Origin of the sequence: Dialister micraerophilus (assembly GCF_947090205.1) — a bacterium.
GTDB classification, from domain to species: domain Bacteria; phylum Bacillota; class Negativicutes; order Veillonellales; family Dialisteraceae; genus Dialister; species Dialister micraerophilus.
In genome coordinates this window covers 30,972-56,646 of sequence record NZ_CAMUNF010000007.1, presented here as the reverse complement: position 1 = coordinate 56,646, position 25,675 = coordinate 30,972, and the positions used below count along the sequence as shown (strand labels likewise).

Sequence of the window (25,675 nt, the reverse complement as noted above, 5' to 3'; positions counted from 1 at the left end):
GCGGCTGTCAGCGTAGGTGTGGACGGAGTCAATAAGGCAGGAAATAGAATTATTGGAAGCCGACAGATTACCCATGTAGCTGCAGGAAGTGAAGACACCGACGCGGTCAATGTGGCACAACTTAAAGCATTGAATACTAAAGTAGATAAAGGTTCAATACACTACTTCTCCGTCAACAGCACGGATAAAGGTGAAGGTTCGAACTGGAAGAATGACGGCGCGACAGGAAAAGATGCGGTAGCCATAGGAGTTGGAGCAAAAGCACAAGGGTACTATTCCACGGCATTAGGAAGTGGAGCACAAGCAAAAACGTACCATTCCACGGCATTAGGACATGGAGCAATAGCAAAAGGGGACTCTTCCACGGCATTAGGATATGGAGCAGAAGCACAAGGGTACTCTTCCATGGCATTAGGAAAAGGAGTAATAGCACAAGGGAGCTATTCCACGGCATTAGGAGATGGAGCACAAGCTCGGGTAGATGGAAGCGTTGCTTTGGGTGAAGGAACGGTAGCCGGCAGAGAAGCAGGAACAGTCGGTTATTTGGCATCTGCCGGTGGTACGACCTTTGATGATGTACTGAATGCACTGGGCAAAAAAACGGAATATAATAACTGGAAAAATAAAATCGATGAATCAAAAGCGGAATATAACAGATTAACAAACGCATATTTTAACGCAAGTGAAAGTGGCAAAGCTGCTGCGAAGACCGCTCTTGAAACATGGAAAGTAAATCATAAAGAATTCTTAGATGCTCTGGAAAAGAAGAGCAAACTGGAAGCGACATGGAAAGCCACCAAAGCGGCTGTCAGCGTAGGTGCGGACGGTCTGGACGAAGTAGGAAACAGAATTATTGAAAGCCGACAGATTACCAATGTAGCTGCAGGAACACAAGACACCGATGCGGTCAACGTGGCACAGCTTAAAGCATTGAATAGTAAAGTAACGACCAATACGGGAGATATCACGACCCTCAAAAAAGGCTGGACCTTAGAAGACGGCAATGCGACAAAAGGAACAAAAACCGTCAAAGCCGAAGATACCGTTAAAGTCACGGATGATGACTACATCACGGCGACCGTGAATAATGACGGTCTGAAGCTCGGAATGAACGAAACCAAGCTGAATGACCAAATCAATAACCAGATCAACAACAGTACCACTGTGACAAATAAGATGAACTCCTGGGTACTCAAAGCTGCTTCAGATAAAGACGCAGAAAAAGCCGGCAAAACAATTAATAACACGGATAATGACGTTACCTTTGACGTAGAAGCGGGCCAGGGACTTACCGTAGCGAGAGACGGCGCGACCATCAAATACGGTGTGAATAACAAGCAACTGGTAGGGAATATCAATAGCGGCGATACGGCAGTTACCAATATTTTCGCAAAATTCAGCGTCACCGACGGAACCAACACGAAAGCCGTCAACCTCGGAAAAGACAAAAACAACAACGTCAAATTCCTCGGCACAGCCGGTGAAACTACCGTGACCGTAGGCGGCAATGATGATGCACCGACCGTTACCGTAGGCTTGGATGCAAAGTTCAAGAAACAGGTAACGGATAACACGAGCAATATTGACGTGAACAAGAACGCAATCGCAAAGAACGCCGGAGATATTACGACTAACAAGAACGCAATCGCAAAGAACGCCGGAGATATTACAACGAACAAGAACGCAATCGCAAAGAACGCCGGAGATATTACAACCAACAAGAACGCAATCGCAAAGAACGCCGGAGATATTACGACTAACAAGAACGCAATCGCAAAGAACACCGGTGATATCACAACGTTGACAGGTCGTGTAGATACCACGGAAACGACTATCAAGTCGAATACAGATAGGATTACTACTGCAGAAACGACTATTAAGTCGAATACAGATAGGATTACTACTGCGGAAACGATTATCAAGTCGAATACAGATAGGATTACTACTGCGGAAACGATTATCAAGTCGAATACAGATAGGATTACTACTGCAGAAACAACCATCAAGTCGAATACAGATAGGATCGAAAAGAATGCGACAGACATTGCCGGTAAGATGACCTCGTGGACCGTAAAAGCGGGCGCAGAAGACGCAGACGGACAAAAGATTGACAATACCAATAATGAAGTTACCTTCAATGCAACCGGCGCAGGACTCACCGTAGAAAGAAAGGACTCGACCATTACATATGGTATCGACGGAAGCAAGATTGACCTTTCCAACAATGCGAGCGTCAAAAAACTAAAGACAGTGGTTAAAGCGGGAGATGGCGAGAAAAATATTTCCGTTGTAAAGGATTCAAATAAAGAAGAATACACTCTTACTCTTGCTAAAGACCTTAAGGGTTTGGATTCAGTTTCCGCTACGACAGTCAATGCCGGAACGGTTAAGGCTGATACGGTTGATACAAAGACGGTCACTGTAGGGGATAAGGTAACACTTGGTACGACCGGGTTTACCATCAAAGACGGCCCGTCCGTCACCGCTGCAGGTATTGACGCAGGCAATAACAAGATTACGGGAGTTGCTGCCGGAGCTGTGTCTGAAAAGAGCACAGAGGCCGTAAATGGCGGACAGCTCTTCGGAGTAGAACAAAAGGTTAATATCAATAATCAGAACATCGCCATTCTCGGCGGTAAAGTGGGTGAATTGGGTAACCGTGTGAACAGAGTCGGCGCAGGCGCTGCCGCACTTGCCGCACTTCACCCGCTCGACTTCGACCCCTACAACAGAAGTCAAATTATGGCGGGCGTTTCAACTTACAAAGGACAAGAAGCTATAGCACTCGGACTTGCGTACTATTCAAATGAAAATACTCTTTTACATGCAGGACTTTCATATGCAGGTTCAAGCGAACTCATGGCGAATGCCGGTATTTCCTACAGATTCGGCTCAAGTTACGATCGTAAATTTTTGGAAGAAAGAAATAAACTCATGCCGCAGTATAAGGGCGGAGTAATTTCATCGGTATATGTAATGCAAGATGAAATGACAAAACTTCAGAAAGAAAACGAAATTCTCAAAGAAAAGAATGCAAAGGCCGAAGCTGAAAACAAGGAAATGAAATCCGAACTTGAAATCTTGAAAAAACAAGTTTCAAAGCTTATGGAAAAAATATAAAAATAACGCATACTTCTGAAAAGGGGTATGCGTTTTTGATTGCGATAATTACGATAAAATCCAACAGTTTTTTGTGAAATGTTTTTGAAATAATTTATTTGTTTTTATTAATGATACGGTAAAATTAATTTGTCATAACTCCGATGACAACGAGGAAACATGGAAGTTCGATTTTTTTAGGAGCGTTAAATCGGGCAGTGGCGTAAATGTAAATTACGGTGTTTTCGATTTGAGTGTGTTACTTCGATATGAAGTCGGGTACTTGCACATGTCGAAGGACTTAAAGCGGTGGAGGATGCCGAAGTGGGTGCAACTTTCCGGCAGGCAAACGGAAAGGTCGCTCTTGCAAACAATATCGACCTGAAGGCTTACCGCATTTCAACTTTAAAGAAAAAATTAAACGGTCAGGATGTCTATAATTCTCGGAAAGTTTTGGTAAATTACAAGTTCCGATAAAAAAAGAAGGACTCTTTATGAGTCCTTTTTGCTTGTAAATCAATAGTGAGCATGTAAGTGAAAAATGGTTAATTTATCGGATTTTTGCAGAATTTATTTTTCTTGGTAATGTGTTCCGCATTGTATTATTTCTATATTGTCGTTAATTATTCTGAATACAATTCGATTTTTTGAATCAATTCGAATACTGTAATATCCGGATAAATTGCCTCGAAGGGGTTCTGTTTTACCGATGCAATTATATCCGTTTCTTTCTATATCTTTTAGAAGTTTATTTATTTTTTTTAAGGTTCTTTTGTCTTGTGTTTGCCAATATACATATTCTTCCCAGGCGTTTTCTTCCCATAGTTTTTTCATCAGTCTACCTCTATAAGGTCATGCTCTTTCAAGGTGCTTTTTCCTGATTTTAAATTTGCAATACGTTTTTCGAGTTCTTCAATATTTTCTTTACTGTAAAACGGATCCGCACGCAATTCAAACGGAATTTTGTTTTCTCTTACTACAGTTTTTAAAAATATGTTTATTGCAGTTGACATATTCAGTCCTATTTCATTAAATGTTATTTCGGCATTTTTTTTAAGATTGTCATCAACACGTAAACTTATTTGTGCCATGTCGCACCTCCTTTTGATTTCATTGTATATCTAATTGCTGATTAAAGCAAGTTTTTGTATTGCAATTGAATTACATATAAAAAGCCGCATAATTTATACGGCTAATTTATCGGATTTTTGCAGAATTTACAGAGTCTTGAATTTTTGTCGATCGGTTTTCTGCAGTACGGACATGGAATTGTATCTTTATTTTCTTTTTCATTTTCGTAGGTGTTTTTCTCGTTTACGTTTTCAAAGGGATTTGTTTTTTCTTTGTAGTTGTCGAAGTTTCCTTTGAACATTTTTTCAAATATTTTTTTTGCTTCCTGAGCTTGTTTGTCTTGTTGCTTTTTGAGTTCCGTTTTTCCGAGTATCAAAAGCAGAAGTATCGACAGAGGAAACGAGATTATTCCTACTATGTACCAAAGCAGAACGCTTCTTCCGTATCTGTATGCAAGGTATGCGGTGATGCATGCCAACAGCGGTGTCAACAGCAGCATATTTTGTTCCATTTTTTTTATCCTTTATAAATGTTTCAGCGGAGGATTTGCAAATTTTGTGAGTTTTGCTTTTTCTTCGTTTCTTATTTGTTCCGCCAATGCTTTTATTTTTTGTCGTATCCAGAGATCTGTCGTGGTGTTTTCTCTGTAGTCGGCTTCCGCATACATGTGTACTCTTCCTTCTCTTCTAAGTTGTTCAACTTGGTTCATCGCTTCGACATTTCCTTTCGGATAGACTGCAAAGGTCGATCCGTTGAATTGTTTTATTACCGAGAATGCCGGTATGTCGCTGGGGCCGTCCGCTATGTAAATCATGTTTTTGAAGTGGACTTTGCGTGATGCTTCCGGTATTTTCGTGTTTACGTTTATTTCGTTGTCGGGTTTTTCGTTCATGTGTGCCACTCCTTTGTTTATTTCAAAGAGTGCACGTGTTTTGCTTGTGTTGTCGATTGTGTATCCGATTTCCGAAATTGTTTTTTCTCCGTTTTCATCGGTCGTTTCTATAAATTCGCATGCCCATGCGTCTTTTATGTATGGAAATATATTGCAGCCTTTTATTATTTCCAACAGTCCCGTACTTACTACGAAGTGTTGTACTTTTATGTCATATTCGGAGTATCTCGGGTTGTTTTCCACTTCGTCTACAGTGCGTTTGAAAAAGTCGGGGAGTCCCGGATAGAATTCCAGTTCTTCTCCGAATTTACGCATTTTTTCGTTTGTAAGTCCTTTGAATTTTCCGCTTTTTACATAGTGCAGAAAGTGGTTCAGATAGATGGTGTCACGATTTACGTGTACGTTTTGCGTTTTCCAATATTTTTCCGGAAGGTTGTTTACTTCTTCCCAGAATGTATCTCCGTCTATTTGATAGTGTTTGAATATAGGGTCTTGCATGTATCCTTGAAGCAGTGTTTTGTCGAAGTCCCATATTACAGCAATTATGTTTGCCATTTGTCCTCCTAAGTTGTCAACATATTGTGTATAAATGTGTGAATAACTTCTTTTTTCTACTATCTATTGTATGGTTATGCCGAGGTATTCTTGTATGCTTTTTATTGCTTCATGTTCTCCGCCCAAGTATGCTTTGTAGAGCCAGAAGAGTGCTGCGTCTTTGTCTTTTTCCACTCCGGCACCTCTTGCAAAGCAAAGTCCCAAGTAGTACATTGCCGGTACGTATCCTTGTTCGGCACTTTTCATAAACCATTTTATTGCAGTTTCCATGTTTTCCATTATTTCTTCGCCCGTGTAATAAATCATTCCGAGTGAGTATGCGGCTGCGGATACGTGGTTTTCGTATGCTTTTTTATACCAGTTTATCGCTTCTTGTATATTTTTTTCGCAGCCCTGTCCTGATTGCAGGCATTCTGCGGTTTTGTACATTGCATCGGGGTGTCCCAGTGTTGCAGCTTTTTTGTGAAGTTTGAATGCTTTTTCCGGATTTATTTTTGTGCCTATTCCGTTTTCGTAGCAGTCGCCCAAGTATTTTATACCGAATACGTTTCCGTTGTCGGCGGAGATTTTCATGTATTTGAACGCTTTTGTTCCGTCCGGATCGTCTATGTATCCGTTGATGCAGAGAAATCCTTTTACATATGACAGTCCGATGTCGCCGTCCGCTATTGCTTCATTTATAAATTCTACGCCTTTGTGAAGGTTTTCTTCTTGGTCTGCTTTGTTCAGATAGTATATTCCGAGTGTAGCTTTCGCTTCTTTTATGTTCATTTCCAATGCACGGTTTAAGTATTCAAGACCTTTTTTCTCGTCTTTTTCTACCATTTCTCCAGACATGTACATTTCTCCGAGTTTGAATATCGGTCGCCAAAATCCTCGTTTTGCCGCTTGTTTGAGCCAGTAGAGTCCGTATTCGACATCTTTTTCCACTCCGAATCCGTATAAGAATTGATCTGATACTTCGTTTTGTGCAAATACGTCACCTTCCAATGCTTTCATGAGTATGTCTTTGTGACATTTTTTGCATAGTGATTGGTTTACTTTTTTTGTGTTTGTCGGGTATGCACAGTTGAGTGTTGCGAATATATCTCCTTTTTTGCGTCCTTCTTTACGCCAAAAGGTTGCTTTTTTGAAGTCTTGTTTTGTTGTTCCGTATCCGTTTCCGTAAATTTCTCCTAGAAAATACATGGCACGTCCGTTGCCGTCTTGCGCCAGTTTTTCAAATATCGGTAACGATTTGTCTATTTGTCCTGTAAGATAGAGTTCTTCCGCTTTTTTCAACTCTTCGTCCATGTAATCACCTCATTCCCTTATTTTACTATTTTTCCGAGTATTATAGCAAATACTTGATTTTTGTGATTTCGTATTCAAAAACCCCAAGTTATAATTCTTGGGGTTTTGAATATTTTGTGATAATTTATTTTTTCATTCCGCCGGCAATTCCCGGGCTTGTCATTTCGTATGGTGAGAGTATTTCTTCCATGCGTTCTTTTGTCATGAGTTTTCTTGCCATGAGTATTTCTTTTACCGGTTTTTTTGTTTTGTAGGCCTCTTTTGCAATTGACGAGCATTCTTCGTATCCGATGTGGGGGAGAAGTGCGGTGATTGTTCCGACGCTTCCGTCTACCCATTTTTGACATTGTTCGGGATCGGCTTGAAGGTCTTTCAAGAGTTTTTCCGTAAATGTGTCGATTGCTGCGGTAAGGTAGCGGAACGAGTTGAAGAGGTTGTATGCAAGTACCGGTTCCATTACGTTGAGTTCGAGTTGTCCGTTTTCAACGCAAAGTGAAATTGTAAGATCGTTTCCGATTACCTGGTAGCAGGTCTGATTTAAAACTTCGGCGATTACGGGGTTTACCTTGCCCGGCATAATTGAAGAGCCCGGTTGTCTTGCCGGAAGTATTATTTCACGAAATCCGCAACGTGGACCGGATGCCATGAGTCTGATGTCGTTTGCGATCTTTATGAGTGAGAGCGCACCTACTTTGAGTGCGGAAGATACTTCTGCAAAGCAGTCCGTACTGTGTGTAGTGTCAATCAAGTTCGGTGACGTTTCAAAACGGAATCCGACAAGGTCGGAGAGTATTTGAGGATATTCTTTGAGATATTCTTTTTCCGCATTTATGCCGGTACCTATTGCCGTACCGCCCATGTTTATATTTTGCAATGCGCCGAGAGATCTTGTAAGTCGCCAAATAAATCTGCGTGTTGCCGATGCGTATGCGTTCATTTCCTGTCCCAATGTAATCGGCACCGCATCTTGAAGGTGTGTACGACCCATTTTTACGACATCTTTGAATTCGTCACCTTTTTTTTCGAATGCTTGCGCCATTCGTATGAGTGCGTCCGTAATGATTTGCGCTTTACGAAGTATGCATACTTTGATTGCGGTAGGAAATACGTCATTTGTCGATTGCGCCATGTTGGCGTGGTTGTTCGGAGAAATAATGTCGTAACGACCTTTTTCTTCTCCGATTATTTCCAATGCACGATTGCTGAGAACTTCGTTCATGTTCATATTTATTGAAGTTCCCGCACCGCCTTGAATGGGATCCAAGAAAAATTGATCTACAAATTTTCCGGCGATAATTTCATCTGCCGCCTGTTCAAGTGCCGTTCCGATTTTTTTATCCAAACGTCCCGTTTTCATGTTTGTGATAAATGTAGCTTTTTTTACGGTAGCCAAAGCTTTTATGAAATCGTGGTCAATCGTGTCGCCCGTAATTTTAAAATTTTCTTTTGCTCTTAATGTCTGTACGCCGTAATAGGCGTTATCCGGAATTTCCAATTCTCCTAAAAAGTCATGTTCTTTACGCATTGTAAGCTCCTTTGGAAATCTATTTTATATAATTATTGATAGTATAAGGATAGCATAATTATGCTTGCAGTGCAATTATATATAACACGTAAAGATAATTTAATTAAAATAGTATATACTTTTTACTTATTGTAATATATATTGTATAAAACATATAAATACATTATTTTCGGTGAATTCTGAATATTTCAAAAACAAGTATACAGATTTTTATAAATATTTTTTCTTTTCGATGAGTTTAATGATGGGTTCTATATGGATAAAAATTTTTTCAATAATCTGTAACAAAAAAAGAAAAATAAAAAAGAGGTAAATACCTCTGTAGAAAATAAATTGGAGCGGATGATGGGAATCGAACCCACGTATCCGGCTTGGGAAGCCGGTGTTCTACCATTGAACTACACCCGCATGTTCTTTTATTATTTTAACTTATCGGCGATTTATTGGCAATGAGTAAAAGGCGGAGTGTCCGCCTTTTTTATATGTCGTAGAAAAATAAAAATTCTTTCTTTATGTCTTCTCTCAAACTTCTTGATACCGTACATTCTTCTTCCGTTTGATTTTCGATTTTTTCACGAAGCGTTTGCGGTGTGGATTGAGGAAGGTGGAAGTCTATGCAAATTTTTGATATGCGGTTGTTTTTATTGTCGTATTCTTGTGATGTTTCCGCATATGCTCCTTCGATTGCTTGACCGTTTTCATTTGCGATCATATTTATTACCGACAATGCGCAGCATGCCGTTGCCGCAGTTGCAAGTTCGCCCGGAGTTGCGGATTTCTTGTTTCCGTTTTCGTCCGGTATGTCTGTCGTTGCAATTACTTTGTCGTTGAAAAGAGTTTCGATTACATATCCTGATTTTTTTAAGATTTTCAGTGCCATAAAAAACCTCCTGAATATTAATAATATATTACGTATTTTACCGTAACTGCCTTTTAATTGGAAATGTCGTAGAAATATTTCATGTCACGAAGCATGTCGGGTCTGAAACTTCTTGATACCGTACATTGTTCTTCTACGGCTTTTTCAATTTGTATGCGTATATTTTCCGGTATTGATGACGGGAGATGGAATCTGATGAAAATTTTTGACAGTCTGTTGCGTGCTTTGTCGTAGTTTTGCGATGTTTCCGCATAGGCTCCGTCTATATTCAATCCTTTTTCTTCGGTTACAAGCGTAATTACCGATAATGCACAGCATGCGATTGATGCCACTGCAAGTTGTCCCGGTGTCGGCGCTTGTTTGTTTCCGTTTTCGTCCGGAAGGTCCGTGGTGAATATTGTTTTTTTATCGAATATACCTTCAATCTTATATCCGTTCTTTTTTACTATTTTTATCGGCGGTGTTTTCATTTCGACTTCTTCTTTCTTTGCTTTCAGCTTGAATGCACGTGGTGTTATATTGTATTTCTGTGTAAACATTTTCGTAAAATAACTTTGTGTGGTAAATCCGCAGGTGGATGAAATATTCAGTATCGAGTCGTTTGTCTTTCTAAGCAGCATGCAGCTCATTTCAAGTCGATAATCGTTCAAGTATTCTATCGGAGATTGTTGCATGTATTTTTTAAATATTACACAGCATTTACTTCTCGATACGTTTCCGGCTTTCGCTATTTCATTTAATTTTATTTTTTCTCCGTAGTTTGCATTTATGAATGAAATCATTCTTTTTTGCGATTCCATGTTGATATTGTCGAGTACTATGTTTCTGTCTTTTTCGGCCGGAGAAAGTGCGTAGACTCTTGAGAGCAATATGTGCAGGAGTCCGATTATTTCAAGTTCGTATGCGGGTGATTTTACACTGTTCAACTCGTATATATTCATCAAAATCTTGCCGGCTTTTTCGCCGAGTTCATGATCGTGAGGTATATAGAAAAAGTCACGACGGTTGCCCTCCATGAGAGAAAGCAGCAATTTGGTACGTATCGTATTGTTTCCGGTAAGTATTGCAGGGTGTATCCATAGACGAAGAAAACGACAGTCGTTTCCTTTGTGCGGCGCCACACGATGCATGACTTGGGGATTTACTATGAATGAATCTCCTTTTGTGAGTTTCGTGACATTCATTCCGCAAAAAATTTCCATTTCACCGGTGAGTATGAATAGTATTTCCATATCGTCTTGCCAGTGTGAGAGTTTCTGCAATCCCGGTTGTAAATTTATTGTTTCAATAGATGAGTAAATTGCAGATTTGTTTTTTGAAAAATTTGATGAAGAATTATTTTTTACAAAATTGTTTGCAACCATGTATAAAACCTCTTGTTGAACTATTTTTATAAAATGTAATACGATTTTGCTATATAAAAAACTTTTTTTGTAATATTATTATAACATAAACATAGAAGAAATTGAATATGCTTATATTTTGTTATATAATGTTATTGAAGTAATAACAAGGGAGGATTTTAAAATGTTGCAAAAAGAATTGAATCAGTTGTTGAGTGATTTTTATGTTATGTATCACAAGCTCCAGAATTACCACTGGTATATAAAGGGTTATCATTTCTATGATGATCATGAACAGCTTGAAAAGTACTACGATGAAATGGCTGAAAATGCCGATGTAGTTGCAGAGCTTATGATGCAGATTGAAGTTCATCCGGAAGCTACAATGAAGGGCTGGCTCGCTTTGACAAAGATTGAAGAACCGACAAATGAAGAAATCAGTTCCGAAGATGCTTACACTCATGTTTTGAAGGATTACAAGTACCTTCTCGAAGAAATCATAAGCGTAAAGAGAGCTGCGGAAAAGGTTGAATGCGATCTCGTTGCAAATACAATGGATGACTTTATCGGTCAGTTCAGCAAGAATATCTGGATGCTCAGACAGGTTGTAAAACAGTAATTTATAATAAAGCCGATGTCGAATTGTTTCATTCGATGTCGGTTTTTTATTTTGCAAAAAAATAAAAAAATTTTAAATTTTTAAATATTGAGAATGTATTTGTAAATGTCGTATTTCGGGTATTTCATATTGAGAATTATCTCTTTGCATGCAAAAAAGGTATAGATTTTTTACAATTTTTATATTTCTTTTTTCATTTATATAGTGTATTATAGTTAAGGCATTATACTATATGTAGTGTAGAGATGTATATAAACAGCTATATTTTGTAGTAATATCGAATATTTTAAAACAATGAAAAGATAGATTGAAGTACGGTAAATCGTGAAAGGGGAGCATTATGGAGGATATTGTCGTAAGTAACAAGGTAATAAAGCGTAACGGTGAAGAGGTTACTTTTGATATTTCCAAAATTGTTGCAGCTATAGAGAAGGCAAACAAGGAAGTGGACGGAATTCATCGCATGAATCATTATCAGATTTGCGGTGTTGCGGAAACTATTGCCAAGTTTGCGGATAAATGTTCTCACGCCGTTCATGTCGAAGATATTCAGGATATGGTGGAACGTGGAATTATGGAGATGCGTGCATATGAAGTGGCACAGAAGTATGTGCGTTATCGTTATAAGCGTGAAATTTCACGTAAGAGCAATACGACCGATGACGGAATTCTTTCTTTGATTGATTTGAACAATGAAGAAGTAAAACAGGAAAATTCAAATAAAAATCCGATAATAAATTCCACTCAGCGTGATTACATGGCAGGTGAAGTCAGTAAGGATTTGACAAAGAGATTGCTTTTGCCCGAGGAAATCGTTCGTGCGCATGAAGAGGGTATTATTCACTTTCACGATGCGGATTATTTTGCACAGCGTGAGCATAATTGCGATCTCATAAATCTTGAGGACATGCTTCAGAACGGTACCGTAATCAGTCAGACTTTGATTGAAAAGCCGCACAGTTTCTTTACGGCTTGCAATGTAACGACTCAGATTGTCGCACAGGTCGCAAGTAACCAGTACGGCGGACAGTCTTTCACCTTGTCGCACTTGGCACCTTTTGTAGATATAAGCCGTAAAAAGATAAAGAAACAAGTTCTCGAAGAACGTGAACTTACCGGTGAAAGCAATGATGAAGATATTGTAAATAAAATTGTCGAAAAACGTTTGGATAATGAAATAAAGAGCGGTATACAGACAATTCAGTACCAACTTATTACACTCATGACCTGCAACGGACAGGCTCCGTTTGTAACTATGTTCATGTACCTGGATGAAGTTCCCGAAGGACAAATTCGTGATGATTTGGCGAAAATTATAAAAGAAGTTCTCGTTCAACGTATGCAAGGGGTAAAGAACGAAAAAGGCGTATGGGTAACACCGGCATTCCCAAAGCTTATTTACGTACTTGACGAGGACAACATACATGAAAATTCCAAGTATTACTACTTGACGAAAATTGCAGCGGAATGCAGTGCGAAACGTCTTGTTCCCGATTACATTTCAGCAAAAATAATGAAGGAAATGAAACAGGGAGATGTATATACATGTATGGGATGCCGTTCATTCTTGACAGTTGAAGACAGTCAGAGAAATCCGGACGGATCACATAAGTATTACGGAAGATTTAACCAAGGGGTAGTAACAATAAACCTCGTGGACGTTGCATGTTCTTCCGATGGAGATATGAAAAAGTTCTGGGAAATACTCGAAGATCGACTTGAACTTTGTCATCGTGCATTGCGTTGTCGTCATGAAAGACTTCTCGGCACCGTTTCGGACGTTGCACCGATACTTTGGCAGTACGGAGCATTGGCAAGACTTAAAAAAGGCGAAACGATAGATAAACTTTTATATAACGGTTATTCCACAATATCCTTGGGATATTCCGGACTTTGTGAAATGTCTTACCGCATGGTAGGTGAATCTCACACAACTGAAAAAGGAAGAGAATTTGCACTCAAAGTAATGCAGAAACTCAATGACAAATGCAGTGAATGGAAAGCCAAAGAAAATATAAGTTACTCCGTTTACGGCACACCGATGGAATCGACAACATACAAATTTGCAAAAGCATTGCAGAAACGTTTCGGTATAATCAAGCATGTAACCGACAAAAACTATATTACAAACAGTTACCATGTACATGTAGCGGAAAAAATAGATGCATTCAGCAAACTTAAATTCGAATCGGAATTCCAGAAACTTTCACCGGGCGGTGCAATCAGTTATGTGGAAGTTCCGAATATGCAAAACAATTTGCCGGCAGTTCTCATCGTAATGAAGTACATATATGAAAATATAATGTATGCGGAGCTCAATACAAAGAGCGACTACTGTGAAGTGTGCGGATATGACGGAGAAATAAAAATAGTAACCGATGACAGCGGAAAATTGATTTGGGAATGTCCGTCTTGCAAAAATCACGACCAGCATAAAATGTCGGTAGCAAGAAGAACATGCGGATACATAGGAACGCAATTCTGGAATCAGGGAAGAACTCAGGAAATAAAAGACAGAGTGCTTCATTTGTAAAAGAAAACTCAAGAAGCGAAGATTATTGAAAGTCAAGAGGAAGAAATATGAATTACGGCGGCATTAAGGAATACGATATAGCAAACGGACCGGGAATAAGATTGAGTCTGTTCGTTTCCGGTTGCCGTCATCATTGCAAAGGTTGTTTCAATGCAATGACATGGGACTTCAACTACGGTGAACCGTACACAAAAGAAGTCGAAGACGATATACTGAAAAAACTCGGGCAAGAATGCTACCAAGGACTCACACTCTTGGGCGGCGAACCGATGGAACCGGAAAATCAAAAATGTATACTTCCTCTTGTAAGACGCTTTAAAGAAATGTATCCGAAAAAAGATTTGTGGTGTTTTACCGGTTTTCTTTTCGACAAAGACCTCTTGGGCTGGATGTCGGAAGAACTCTATGAAACGCCCGAACTTTTGAAATATATAGACATACTTGTGGACGGGAAATTCATACTCGAAAAAAAAGATGTCAGACTCGTATTCAAAGGATCGTCCAATCAAAGAACGATAGACGTACAAAAATCTTTGAAAGAAGGGAAAATATGTTTCTGGAATCCCTTCGGAGTCGCAACTTCAAAAAGCGCAAGAATATAAAATCAAAACGCAAAGACCTGAAAATCTTTGCGTTTTTTATTGAATGTTTATTTAATAAAAACCGAAATTTGAATATTGAAATTTAAAGTTATGATATTTAAGAGTTATTTATTTTTTTTTATGAACGTGGTAAAATATATGTAGTCATAAATTTTACATTATATCAGAAAATTTATTCATGGTAAACAGCTTCTGTGAAATTTTTTGCAGAGGTTTTTATTTACAAGGCAAATGTATTGAGGAGTGATACTGTGTTGGAATTGAAAGAAGTTCGTGGCGCCTTGCTGGGTGAAGCGTGTGGCGATGCACTCGGGTATCCGCTTATACATTTATCGCAAGAAAAAATTTTGAGTATTTTCGGGCAATTCGGGTTGCGCTTGCTTGTTCGCACAAAAAAGAGTATAAGCAAATCCGCACCGGTTACGGAACTTACCCAACTTATGCTTTCAACGGTTGACGGACTTTTATGGTCGGATGCAAAGAAAATTGATGTCACCGAGGGTGTTTATAAAGGTTATATGCGTTGGTACTACGGACAAACCGGTGAAGAACCTCGCAGAGGGCAGAAGTCATGGATGCGACGTCAATCACATGAGCATGAAATCTGTTTGATACATAAAAAATTTATGCATGAAAGACGGGAAGGCGATGAAGATTGTCTGAATGCGCTTTCTTCAGTCAAAAGAGGTACGAAGAAACATAAATTGAACGACAGTGAAAGTTCAAGCGTTTTGACACGTGCGATACCTGTGGGACTTTTGTACTCGGACGATTTCAAGCTTGCATTTGAAAAAGCCGTTGAAATTGCGTATCTGACACATTCATCGGATATTGCTGTACTCTCGGCCGGAACGCTTGCGGCATTGGTTTCACTTTCGGTTTCGGGAAGTTCCATTCCGAAAGCTTTGGAAACCATATATGAATTTTTGAATAAAGTTGATAATTCCGATTCGATTATATCCTTGCTTTCTGCAGCACAGGAACAATCCGTTAAACATCCTGCCGGCAAGGGCGGTTCTTGGGATTATATCGACAGTATAAACTCACTCGGCAGCGGAGAAAAAGCGAATGAAGCGCTTGCTATGGCGGTATTTTGTTTTATGACCATAGACGATCCTTTCGAAGCGGTTATTGCAGCTGCAAATCATGGCGGAAATTCATCTGCAGTGGCATCGATTACAGGAGCGCTTGAAGGCATTCGTCATGGAGAAAAATTTTTACCGAATTATTGGACGGACATGCTCGAAGGAAGAGAAAGCATAGAACTTTTAGCGGAAAAGTTTTGCCATATGTGCGAAAAAAGAATTTTAAGAAAATAGTGAAAACGGAGTTGTATTTCAAAAGTACAACTCTTTTTTTATTTGAAAAATATGAATTTATATTTTGAATTAAATACGGATATATTTTTGAATTTTGGAAAATATATTTTTTTAAATGCTATAATAAAAAGATGTGGAAAGGAGAATATATGACACGTGAGCAAATATTGAAAAAATATTTCGGCTATGACGAGTTTCGTCCCATGCAGGGTGAAGTCATAGATGAAATATTAAGCGGTAAAGACGTACTTGCAATCATGCCGACAGGTGCCGGAAAGTCACTTTGTTTTCAAGTGCCTGCTTTGATGTTTCCTTACGGCAGCGTCATTATTTCTCCTTTGATTTCACTTATGAAAGATCAAGTTGAAGCATTGAACGAACAAGGCATTTCCGCCTCGTACGTAAACAGTACGGTGACATATGAAGAGTCGATAGAACGTTTGCGTGAATTATATAGAGGACATATAAAACTTCTGTACATGGCGCCGGAAAAACTCGAGGCATCTTACTTTACACATTGTCTGTCGCAAGTTCCGCTTTCAATGGTTGTTGTGGACGAGGCGCATTGTGTATCGCAATGGGGGCATGATTTTCGTCCGAGTTATCGCAAAATACGTAACTTTATAAATACACTTTCGAAAAAACCGATAATTGCAGCATTTACGGCAACGGCAACACAAGCAGTGGAAAAAGATATGCGTGAAAGTTTGGGACTTTCGGATGCACGACTTTTCAAAACGAGTCTTGACAGACCGAATTTGTCTTTTACGGTAATAACGGATACAGACAAATATTCTTTTTTGAGTAAGTATATTTCCGCACACAAAGAAGAAAGCGGAATAATTTACTGTGCGACACGCAAAGCGGCCGATGAAGTATACGAGTATGTAAAAGCTCAAGGTCATTCGGTCGGAAAGTATCACGCCGGAATGGACGATGACGAAAGAAGAAAAGCTCAAGAAGATTTTTCATTCGACAGAGTGCAAATCATGGTTGCGACAAATGCGTTCGGTATGGGAATAGATAAAAGCAATATACGCTACATAATTCATTACCAAATGCCGAAAAGTCTTGAGGCATACTATCAGGAAGCCGGACGTGGAGGACGTGACGGAGATGATGCCGAATGTATATTGCTCTACAGCGGACGTGACAGCGGAATACAGAAATTTTTGATTGAACAAAGTTTCGGTGATGAAGACAGGAAAAAGAAAGATTACAGAAGATTGCACGCAATGATCGACTACTGCAAAACCGGAGAATGTTTGCGCAACTTCATTTTGAAATACTTCGGTGAAAAACCGAAAGAGAATTGCGGACATTGCAGCCGATGCCTTACCGAATGTGCAAAAGCGGACGTGACGGACATTGCCGTATTGGCATTTCGTACGATAAAAATCGTAAATGAACATTTCGGAATGTCGGTTATAGCGGATATTTTGAAAGGGAGTCGTTCAAAATCGGTTATCGAACGAAAACTCGACAAAGTACCGACCTACGGAAGACTTTCATTTGAAAGTGCGAAACATATAAAATCCATGCTTGCACGATACATGGCGGACGGATATTTAAGACGTGAAGGCGAACCGTATCCGGTATTGAAGCTTACCGAAAAAGCACAGGAAGTACTTGACGGAACAAGGAAGGTAATGTCGATTGCAAGTGCGGCAAGTGACGTAATCGAAGATACGATAACGGAAAAGAAAGTAAAAATAAAAAATAAGGGAGCATTCTTTGAAATATTGCGTAAACTGAGAAGAGAAATAGCAAGCGAAGAAAAAGTTCCTCCGTTTGTAATATTTTCAGATGCTACACTTACGGATATGCTCATAAAAATGCCGACAACTGAAGATGAACTTGCAAAAGTAAAAGGCGTGGGAGCATTCAAATTAAAAAAATACGGAAAGCGTTTTATCGAACTTTTAAAAAGTGTAAAAGACAAAAAAGTAAAAAGCGATGAAGAAAAAAGCTTTGAAAATTTGAGAAACGACTCAAAAGAAATAAAAACAACGACAAGACAAAATAAATATGAAATGTCGGCAAAACTTTTCAAACTTCGTAAAAATATTTCCGAAAAAGAAAATATAAAACCGCACTTGATATTCAGTGATAAAATTTTGGAAGAAATTGCAAAAAAAGCTCCGAAAACTCTTGACGAACTTTCGGCGATAAAGGGGATAGGTCCTCGAAAAATCGAAAAGTACGGAAAAATATTTTTAAAGGAAATCGAATTAGTCGGAAATATTGAAAATACGGAATTTTCAGAAACCGACAAACAGGCATTTTTGTTGTATATGACAAAAGTATTGGAACGCATCGGAAGAAAAATTCATGTAAAAAAAGAATTGTACAGAATAGACGAAGATTTGATAAAATGCTTTTATTCGGATGAAAATCCGGAGAAGTATTTGAATGATGAGCAGCGAAAGCACAAGGAAGAAATAATACGTGCGATAGATGCTTATCGCAATATAGTAAATATGAGAGTGAGGAAGTAAATGAACGCAGACAAACAATATCTCGGTATTGTAAAAAATATACTGGAAAACGGTTCTTTGGGAAACAATCGTACAGGAATGCCGGCATATAAATTGCCGCATCAAATAATGCAATTTGACCTTGAAAAGGAATTTCCCATACTTACAACGAAGTTTGTAGCATTTAAAACTTCTATAAAGGAAATACTTTGGATCTGGCAAAAACAGTCCAATGACGTTCGTGAACTTCAAAAATGGAATTGCCATATTTGGGACGAATGGATGCTCAATGACGGTACAATCGGAAAAGCATACGGATACCAGCTTAAAGAATACAAGCAGGTAGATACATTGCTCGATTTATTGAAAAACAACCCCGAAAGCAGAAGAATGGTTGTAGATCTTTGGAATGTAAAAGATTTACCGGAAATGGCACTTTATCCATGTGCGTTTCTTACCATGTGGGACGTGACAAGTGACGGCAGACTCAACTGCATGCTCGTACAAAGAAGCGGAGATATGGGCTTGGGTGTACCTTTCAATATGGCTCAATATGCCGCACTTACTCATATGATTGCGCAAGTGTCCGGACTTAAAGCGGGACTTTTTACACATGTAATAAACAATGCTCATATTTATCAAAATCATGTAGAAGCACTCAAAGTGCAACTTGCAAGACTTGATGAAGCATATGAAGCACCGAAAATTGTTTTGAATAAAGACGTAAAAAATTTTTACGACTTCAAGCCGGAAGACATCGTACTGGAAAATTACAAGCATCACGGTAAACTACCTATGGCGGTGTCGGTATGATATCTATAATTGTCGCAAGAGCTAAAAACGGAGTAATCGGGAAAGACAACAAACTTATTTGGCACATTTCAGACGACCTCAAATATTTCAAAAAATGTACTACGGGTCATCCGATTATAATGGGAAGAAAAACATTTGAAAGCTTTCCGAAGTTACTTCCCAATCGTACTCATTACGTGCTTACAAGAGATAAAAATTACAAAGCGCAAGATGAAGTGAAAGTTTTCAATGATGTGGAAACTCTCGTGAAATCATTGCCGGAAGGCGAAAATTTCGTAATCGGCGGCGGACATATTTATAAAGCGTTTTTGGAAAAAGCGGACAAACTTTACATAACGGAAATTGAAAAAGAATATGAAGGCGATACATATTTTCCGGATTTAGACATGAACAAATGGGAAATAGAAAAAGAAATTGAAAGCGAAGACAAAACGATTCCGCACAAGTTTGTAGTGTACAAAAGAAAAAATATATAAATTTAAAAAGTACGAAAATGAATTCGTACTTTTTAAATTTGGAACGGAAATATTATTTATAAATTAAAACAAAATATAAAAAATATTACTTTACATATTTTTGTATGATACTATTAATATATTGAAAAGGAGGTGTAGCATGACCGTACGTGAAGAAATTTTGACACAAACACCTTTTGAACTCATGATGAAATTGTCTTTGCCGGCAATTTTGGGAATGGTTGTAATTGGACTTTATCCGCTTATGGACGGTATTTTTGCCGGACGTATTATAGGCGAAGCCGCACTTACAGCTTGCGGTATTGCAGTACCTCTTTTGATGATAAACAGCGGAATTGCGACTCTGATAGGAGTGGGATCGGCATCCGTTCTTTCACGTGCGTTGGGTAGAGAAGATTACAAAACCGTAGATTTGATTATGGGGAATTTACTTTTCTGGTCAACAGTCACTTCACTTATAATTACAATTGCCGGAATTTCGGTAAGTTCATACTTCTTGGATATGATCGGTGCGACCGGAATAATAAAAGAATACGGTATAAGATACCTGCGTGTGCTTTTCATAGGTTCTTTATTTGCAAATTTTTCACAATGCTCAAACATGGTAATGCGTGGCGAAGGACTTATTCGGCGTGCAATGATTATTATGGCGGGCGGTGCGATATTCAATATAGTTTTCGATCCGATACTTATGCTCAATATGGGAGAATACGCAATCGAAGGCGCTGCAATTGCAACGGTGCTTGCAGAAATTTTACAGGCGATATTCACATTGCACTACTTTATGAAAAAAAGTGAAATCGTACAAATAAAAAGTTTTTTGCCGGACACGGAAATAACGAAAGAAATGTTTTCCGTCGGAGTTTCCGCAATGCTTATGTCGCTTCTTTTCATGGTACGACAAATATTTTTATACAAAGCGGCATTTCAATACGGCGGAGATATGCATGGAATACTTATGTCGGCGGTACTTCGTGTTTACGGATTTGCATTCATACCCTTGTGGGGAATGAGTCAAGGACTTCAACCGATAGTAGGTACGAACTACGGTGCAGGAAAAATGGAACGTGTAAGAAAAGTAATGTACACATTTCTCGGTGCATCCACACTGCTTGCAGCGGTATTTTGGCTGCCGATAATGATATTTCCGAAAGAAATACTTCTCATATTCGGAGTATCGGAAAGTTTGGCAAGTGTCGGTGTACATTACAGCAGAATATTTTTTGCGGCATACGCATTGAACGGAGTCATGATAACCGGTATGACCTACTTCCAATCAATCGGTGACGGAAAATCCGCAACATGGTTTGTAGTGGCCGATCAATTGCTGCTCTTTATCCCGATGGTGCTGGTACTGCCTTTGTACATAGGCATAGAAGGAGTGTGGTCGGCATCTTCGATAGTTGACTTTTCGGTAATATTCATATCACTTATATTCATACTTCGCTCGCTGAAAAAATTGAAAGTTTGAAAAATAAAATTTAATGAAGAAATAAAATATATTTACTTCAGCAGAGATTTGTAAAATGAAAACAACGCATACTTTTTAAAAAGAGTGTGCGTTGTTTTATTTCCTATGCTTTTTTGTAAAAAATAAATAAAATTTTTATATGCAAAAATTTATGAAACTGCAAAAAGTACGATAATTCATGGATATTTTAAAATTATTTCACTACTATATATAGATTTATGGTATTTGATTTGTACTATATATTGTGTTAATCTAAATGTATCGAAAATAAGCGATAAGGTTTGAAAAGCTTTTATGAGGTGAAATATGTCAAAAGAAAATTATTACATGAAATCGCAATCTCCTGTCGAATATGCGTATGCAAAAGACAAGAAAAATATGCGTTCAATAAATTGGAATGTAATGAATGACGATAAAGATTTGGAAGTGTGGAATCGTGTAACTCAAAATTTCTGGCTTCCTGAAAATATTCCCATGTCGAATGATATACCTTCTTGGAATACTCTTTCCGACGACTGGAAACAACTTGTTACACGTACATTTACCGGACTTACATTACTTGATACCGTTCAGGCGTCAATCGGAGATATAGCTCAGATAAAAAATTCTGTAACCGATCATGAGCAGGTTATTTATGCAAATTTCGCTTTTATGGTAGGTGTGCATGCACGTTCGTACGGAACGATTTTTTCTACACTTTGTTCAAGCGAGCAAATCGAAGAGGCGCATGAGTGGGTTGTAAATAACGATGCACTTCAGGCACGTGCGAAGTTGCTCATACCTTACTATACGGGTGACGATCCTTTGAGGTCGAAGGTTGCGGCGGCTCTTATGCCGGGATTTTTGCTTTACGGAGGATTTTACTTACCTTTCTACTTGGCGTCACGTGCAAAACTTCCGAATACTTCCGACATGATACGTCTTATATTGCGTGATAAAGTCATACATAATTATTATTCGGGCTACAAGTATCAGCAAAAAATCTCAAAGGAAAACGATGCAAGAAAAGCGGAAATGAAGAAGTTCGTATTCGACTTGATGGAAGAGGAAATAGAACTTGAGAAAATATATTTGCGTGACCTTTACAAGGGATTCGATATTGCGGATGACGCTATAAGATTCAGCGTGTACAATGCCGGAAAATTCCTTCAGAATTTAGGTTACGATTCACCTTTCAGTGAAGAAGAAACGCATATCGCACCGGAAGTATTTGCACAACTTTCGGCAAGAGCGGACGAAAATCATGATTTCTTCTCCGGCAGCGGCTCATCGTACGTTATCGGTACAACTGAAGAAACAACAGATGAGGATTGGGATTTCTGATGAAACCATATGTAGTATACTTTTCGACAAAATCAAACAACACACACAGATTTGTAGAGAAACTTGATTGTGAGAAATCACGTATACCGATAGAGCTTGACGAGGAACTCCATGTAAATCGTGATTATGTGCTTATAGTACCGACTTACGGAGGCGGCGGACATACGAAAGACGGTAAAGTCGACACTCACGGTTCGGTAAAAAAACAGATTATACATTTTTTGAACAATGAAGAAAATCGTAAACATTGTTTGGGTGTAATAAGTTCGGGAAATACGAATTTTGCAGAATCATATGCAATAGCCGGTCCGATAATAGCGAACAAACTCAAGGTGCCGTGGCTTTATAAATTCGAGCTTTTAGGCACGAAGTACGATGTGGAAAAAGTACAGAATATTTTAAATGAAATGTTTAAAAAATAAAAAGTAAAAACGAGGGAAAAAATGTCAAAAACATCATCCGAAAAATATATTTCCTTGAATGCACTTACAAAGTTCAAGGACGAAGACGGCAAGTACCACTTTCAGTCGGACAAGGAAGCCGTTCAAGAATACATAAAAACTCAAATCGAACCTTCAATGATGAAATTTTCTACACTTGAAGAAAAATTGAAATACTTGGTTGACAACAACTATTATGATGAAGAAATATTGAACCGATACAGTAAGACTTTCATCCGTGAAATATATGCGATAGGTAAGGAATACGATTTCAAATTCAGAAATCTCATGGGAGCGATGAAGTTTTATACGTCATACGGACTTAGAACGGACGATAAAAAATATTATCTTGAAACATTTACCGAACGTGCGATAATGAATGCGCTTTTCCTTGCAAACGGTAGTGAAGATCTTGCAAAAAAGCTTGTCGGAGATATACTTTCAAACAGATTTCAGCCGGCAACTCCTACATTTTTGAATGCGGGTAAAAAACGTAGAGGTGAATATATTTCCTGTTATCTTTTAAGACTTGAAGACAATATGGAATCTATTGCAAGAGGTGTGGCTACAAGCTTGCAACTTTCAAAAAGAGGCGGCGGAGTTGCGCTTTGTCTTACAAATTTGCGTGAAGGACAAGCGCCGATAAAGGGTATAAAAAATCAGTCAAGCGGAGTTGTTCCGGTGATGAAACTTCTGGAAGATACTTTTTCCTATGCGAACCAGCTCGGACAAAGACAGGGTGCCGGTGCAGTATACCTTTCCGCACATCATCCCGAAATTTTGAAGTTTTTGGATACGAAACGTGAAAATGCGGATGAGAAAATACGTATCAAATCTTTATCTTTGGGTGTGGTAATACCCGATATTACATTCCAACTTGCACAAAAGGGTGAAGATATGGCACTTTTCTCACCTTATGACATATACAAAGTTTACGGAAAGCCGATGACGGATATTTCCATAACAAAAGAATATGAAAATCTTTTGAGAAATGACAAGGTAAGAAAAACGTACATAAATGCACGAAAATTTTTCCAAACTTTGGCGGAAATACAGTTCGAGTCCGGTTATCCGTACATTCTTTATGAAGATACGGTAAACGAAAGAAATCCTCATAAAAAAGCCGGACGTATAGTAATGTCCAATCTTTGCAGCGAAATAGCACAGGTATCTACTGCAAGTACATACACCGAAGACATGAGTTACTACCATGTAGGTCAGGATATTTGCTGCAACTTGGGTTCGATAAATATTGCCGAAGCGATGAAAGACGGTAAAAATTTCGGAGAAATGATCGGACGTGCGGTAGAAGCGTTGGACAGAGTGTCACGTGCATCCGATTTGAATTGCGCACCTTCGATAAAAAGAGGCAATGAGGAAAATCATGCGATAGGCTTGGGAGCGATGAATTTACACGGATTTTTGGCAACACATCATATTTACTACGATACTCCGGAAGCTGTAGACTTTACCGATATGTTCTTCTATGCAACGGCATATTACGCATTCAAGGCATCACATTACATGGCGATGAAAAAAGGTGCGTTTACCGGATTTGCGGACTCCGAATATGCGGACGGTTCATATTTCAAAAAGTACACCGAAGAATTGAACGCACCGAAAACCGAAAAGGTAAAAGAATTGTTTGAAAAGTACAATTTTTACATACCTACACAAGAAGATTGGAAAGTGCTTGTGGAAGATATAAAGAAAAACGGACTTGCAAATGCGCATCTTTTGGCGGTAGCGCCGACCGGTTCGATTTCTTACTTGTCATCATGCACACCTTCATTGCAACCGGTAGTATCTCCGGTAGAAGTACGTAAGGAAGGTAAACTCGGAAGAGTATATGTTCCGGCGTATGAGATAGATGATGAAAATTACAAATATTATGAAAAAGGTGCATATGAAGTCGGTCCCGATGCGATAATAGACGTGGCGGCAGCGGCACAAAAACACGTGGATCAGGCGATAGCTATGACACTCTTTGTCACATCGCAAGCAACCACAAGAGATTTGAATCGTGCATACATCAGAGCATTCAAAAAGAAATGTTCATCGATTTATTATGTGAGAATAAGACAAGACGTTCTTGAAGGAAGCGAAAAATTTGAAGAAGATTCAATAATCAAAAACGAAAACAAAGAAGTACGAAATTGTGACGGTTCCGAAGAATGTCAAACATGTATGATATAAAAAATAGGGCAACACTCGGTTGCCCTTTTTGCATGCATTATGAAATTTTGCAAATGCTTATAACTGCAAAAAGACCTTCATTAGAAAGTCTTTTTACAGTGTTTGGGGTTTTGTGACAAAAAAAGAACGGTACTATAGTACCGTTCTTCTGGTGACCCAAGAGAGATTCGAACTCCCGACACCTTGATTCGTAGTCAAGTGCTCTATCCAGCTGAGCTACTGGGCCTCATGGCAGGGGCAGAGGGACTCAAACCCCCAACCTACGGTTTTGGAGACCGTTGCTCTATCAATTGCGCTATGCCCCTGCGCCGTAGGTAAATACCCACGTGACTTATACATAATAGCAAATAAAAATAAAAAAATCAAGTCTTTTAAATGAAAAATTAAAATCTTGAAAGTAATGCAATTAAAATTTGTAAATTTGTAAGAACTTCGATTTGGACTATAAAAACATTCGGTAATTTTTGAATTTAATTTGCATAAAAAATAAAAAATGCTTGCAAATTTTTTTATATAGCGTTATAATTATTCTCAACAATTTAACATAGTGGATGAAGGTTACGTGAGAAAGCGAAAGCTTACCGAAGGAGTTACACTCTCAGGTGTCTTGAAAAAGATGGGTAACGTATCCGGACACGTCTCTGGAGAGTCCCGACGGGCGCCGAAGGTGTAAAAGGTCGTAAGGCTTTAATCTCTCAGGCAAAAGGACAGAGCAATTTACAGGATATTTTTATATTTGTGAAAATTT

20 protein-coding genes, 3 tRNA genes and 1 riboswitch are annotated in these 25,675 nt (G+C 38.7%); of the genes, 12 read left to right on the top strand and 11 right to left on the bottom strand.

Annotation, left to right across the window (positions count from 1 at the left end; genetic code table 11):
- Positions 1-3,120, top strand: a 3,120-nt coding sequence (locus tag P6922_RS04710) for a YadA-like family protein (RefSeq protein ID WP_276874767.1), incomplete at its 5' end; no start/stop codon positions are given.
- A 549-nt stretch (positions 3,121-3,669) separates the two neighbouring features.
- Here P6922_RS04710 and P6922_RS04705 read toward each other — a convergent pair.
- From P6922_RS04705 to P6922_RS04665, 9 genes are all read right to left on the bottom strand, one after another.
- The gene (locus P6922_RS04705; RefSeq protein WP_007554703.1) at positions 3,670-3,933 is read right to left on the bottom strand and encodes a Txe/YoeB family addiction module toxin; all 264 of its coding nucleotides are present in this window, start codon (positions 3,931-3,933) and stop codon (positions 3,670-3,672) included.
- The gene (locus tag P6922_RS04700; RefSeq protein WP_007554711.1) at positions 3,933-4,190 is read right to left on the bottom strand and encodes a type II toxin-antitoxin system RelB/DinJ family antitoxin; all 258 of its coding nucleotides are present in this window, start codon (positions 4,188-4,190) and stop codon (positions 3,933-3,935) included. The genes P6922_RS04705 and P6922_RS04700 overlap by 1 nt, the downstream gene beginning before the upstream one ends.
- A gap of 101 nt (positions 4,191-4,291) precedes the next feature.
- Positions 4,292-4,681, bottom strand: a complete 390-nt coding sequence (locus P6922_RS04695; RefSeq protein WP_276874765.1) for a hypothetical protein — start codon at positions 4,679-4,681, stop codon at positions 4,292-4,294.
- A 12-nt stretch (positions 4,682-4,693) separates the two neighbouring features.
- Positions 4,694-5,617 carry a hypothetical protein gene (locus tag P6922_RS04690; RefSeq protein ID WP_007554712.1) on the bottom strand — a complete coding sequence of 308 codons (924 nt, stop codon included), beginning with the start codon at positions 5,615-5,617 and terminating at the stop codon, positions 4,694-4,696.
- Between the two features lie 63 nt (positions 5,618-5,680).
- Complete coding sequence (locus tag P6922_RS04685; protein ID WP_276874763.1) at positions 5,681-6,910, bottom strand: tetratricopeptide repeat protein; 1,230 nt, start codon at positions 6,908-6,910, stop codon at positions 5,681-5,683.
- 124 nt (positions 6,911-7,034) lie between these two features.
- Positions 7,035-8,435, bottom strand: a complete 1,401-nt coding sequence (locus P6922_RS04680; protein ID WP_276874761.1) for an aspartate ammonia-lyase — start codon at positions 8,433-8,435, stop codon at positions 7,035-7,037.
- A 334-nt stretch (positions 8,436-8,769) separates the two neighbouring features.
- Positions 8,770-8,843: transfer RNA gene (locus P6922_RS04675), tRNA-Gly, on the bottom strand.
- A gap of 70 nt (positions 8,844-8,913) precedes the next feature.
- Positions 8,914-9,315: an OsmC family protein gene (locus tag P6922_RS04670; RefSeq protein WP_276874758.1), complete on the bottom strand. Its 402-nt coding sequence runs from the start codon at positions 9,313-9,315 to the stop codon at positions 8,914-8,916.
- A 53-nt stretch (positions 9,316-9,368) separates the two neighbouring features.
- Positions 9,369-10,679: a helix-turn-helix domain-containing protein gene (locus P6922_RS04665; RefSeq protein ID WP_276874756.1), complete on the bottom strand. Its 1,311-nt coding sequence runs from the start codon at positions 10,677-10,679 to the stop codon at positions 9,369-9,371.
- A 163-nt stretch (positions 10,680-10,842) separates the two neighbouring features.
- Here P6922_RS04665 and P6922_RS04660 point away from each other — a divergent pair, with 163 nt between their 5' ends.
- The 11 genes from P6922_RS04660 (at position 10,843) to nrdE (ending at position 24,927) form a co-directional block, all read left to right on the top strand.
- Entirely contained in the window at positions 10,843-11,277 is a 435-nt protein-coding gene (locus P6922_RS04660) for a Dps family protein (RefSeq protein WP_276874753.1), read from the top strand.
- Positions 11,278-11,617: 340 nt separating this feature from the next.
- Entirely contained in the window at positions 11,618-13,810 is a 2,193-nt protein-coding gene (gene nrdD / locus P6922_RS04655; RefSeq protein WP_276874751.1) for an anaerobic ribonucleoside-triphosphate reductase, read from the top strand.
- A 47-nt stretch (positions 13,811-13,857) separates the two neighbouring features.
- Positions 13,858-14,412, top strand: a complete 555-nt coding sequence (nrdG, locus tag P6922_RS04650; protein WP_007554696.1) for an anaerobic ribonucleoside-triphosphate reductase activating protein — start codon at positions 13,858-13,860, stop codon at positions 14,410-14,412.
- A gap of 251 nt (positions 14,413-14,663) precedes the next feature.
- Positions 14,664-15,731, top strand: coding sequence for an ADP-ribosylglycohydrolase family protein (locus P6922_RS04645; protein ID WP_276874749.1), 1,068 nt, complete (start codon positions 14,664-14,666; stop codon positions 15,729-15,731).
- Between the two features lie 149 nt (positions 15,732-15,880).
- A complete protein-coding gene (gene recQ, locus P6922_RS04640) occupies positions 15,881-18,229 on the top strand; it encodes a DNA helicase RecQ (RefSeq protein WP_276874747.1) in 2,349 nt (782 codons plus the stop codon).
- A complete protein-coding gene (locus P6922_RS04635; RefSeq protein WP_276874745.1) occupies positions 18,230-19,021 on the top strand; it encodes a thymidylate synthase in 792 nt (263 codons plus the stop codon).
- Positions 19,018-19,497, top strand: a complete 480-nt coding sequence (locus P6922_RS04630; RefSeq protein WP_276874744.1) for a dihydrofolate reductase — start codon at positions 19,018-19,020, stop codon at positions 19,495-19,497. Before P6922_RS04635 ends, P6922_RS04630 begins: the two co-directional genes overlap by 4 nt.
- A 139-nt stretch (positions 19,498-19,636) precedes the next feature.
- Positions 19,637-20,968 (top strand): MATE family efflux transporter, encoded by a 1,332-nt coding sequence (locus tag P6922_RS04625; protein ID WP_276874742.1) that lies wholly within the window; start codon positions 19,637-19,639, stop codon positions 20,966-20,968.
- 306 nt (positions 20,969-21,274) lie between these two features.
- Positions 21,275-22,291 (top strand): class 1b ribonucleoside-diphosphate reductase subunit beta, encoded by a 1,017-nt coding sequence (nrdF, locus tag P6922_RS04620; RefSeq protein ID WP_276874740.1) that lies wholly within the window; start codon positions 21,275-21,277, stop codon positions 22,289-22,291.
- Complete coding sequence (nrdI, locus tag P6922_RS04615; RefSeq protein WP_007555915.1) at positions 22,291-22,713, top strand: class Ib ribonucleoside-diphosphate reductase assembly flavoprotein NrdI; 423 nt, start codon at positions 22,291-22,293, stop codon at positions 22,711-22,713. Before nrdF ends, nrdI begins: the two co-directional genes overlap by 1 nt.
- Before the next feature lie 21 nt (positions 22,714-22,734).
- Positions 22,735-24,927, top strand: coding sequence for a class 1b ribonucleoside-diphosphate reductase subunit alpha (gene nrdE / locus P6922_RS04610; RefSeq protein WP_276874738.1), 2,193 nt, complete (start codon positions 22,735-22,737; stop codon positions 24,925-24,927).
- Between the two features lie 149 nt (positions 24,928-25,076).
- On the opposite strand, the gene P6922_RS04605 is transcribed toward nrdE, so the two are convergent.
- Together P6922_RS04605 and P6922_RS04600 are read right to left on the bottom strand one after the other, a co-directional pair.
- Positions 25,077-25,153 (bottom strand) — tRNA-Arg (locus P6922_RS04605).
- A gap of 3 nt (positions 25,154-25,156) precedes the next feature.
- Positions 25,157-25,232: transfer RNA gene (locus P6922_RS04600), tRNA-Trp, on the bottom strand.
- A 326-nt stretch (positions 25,233-25,558) separates the two neighbouring features.
- Positions 25,559-25,648, top strand: a riboswitch (glycine riboswitch).
- The last annotated feature ends 27 nt before the right edge of the window (positions 25,649-25,675 follow it).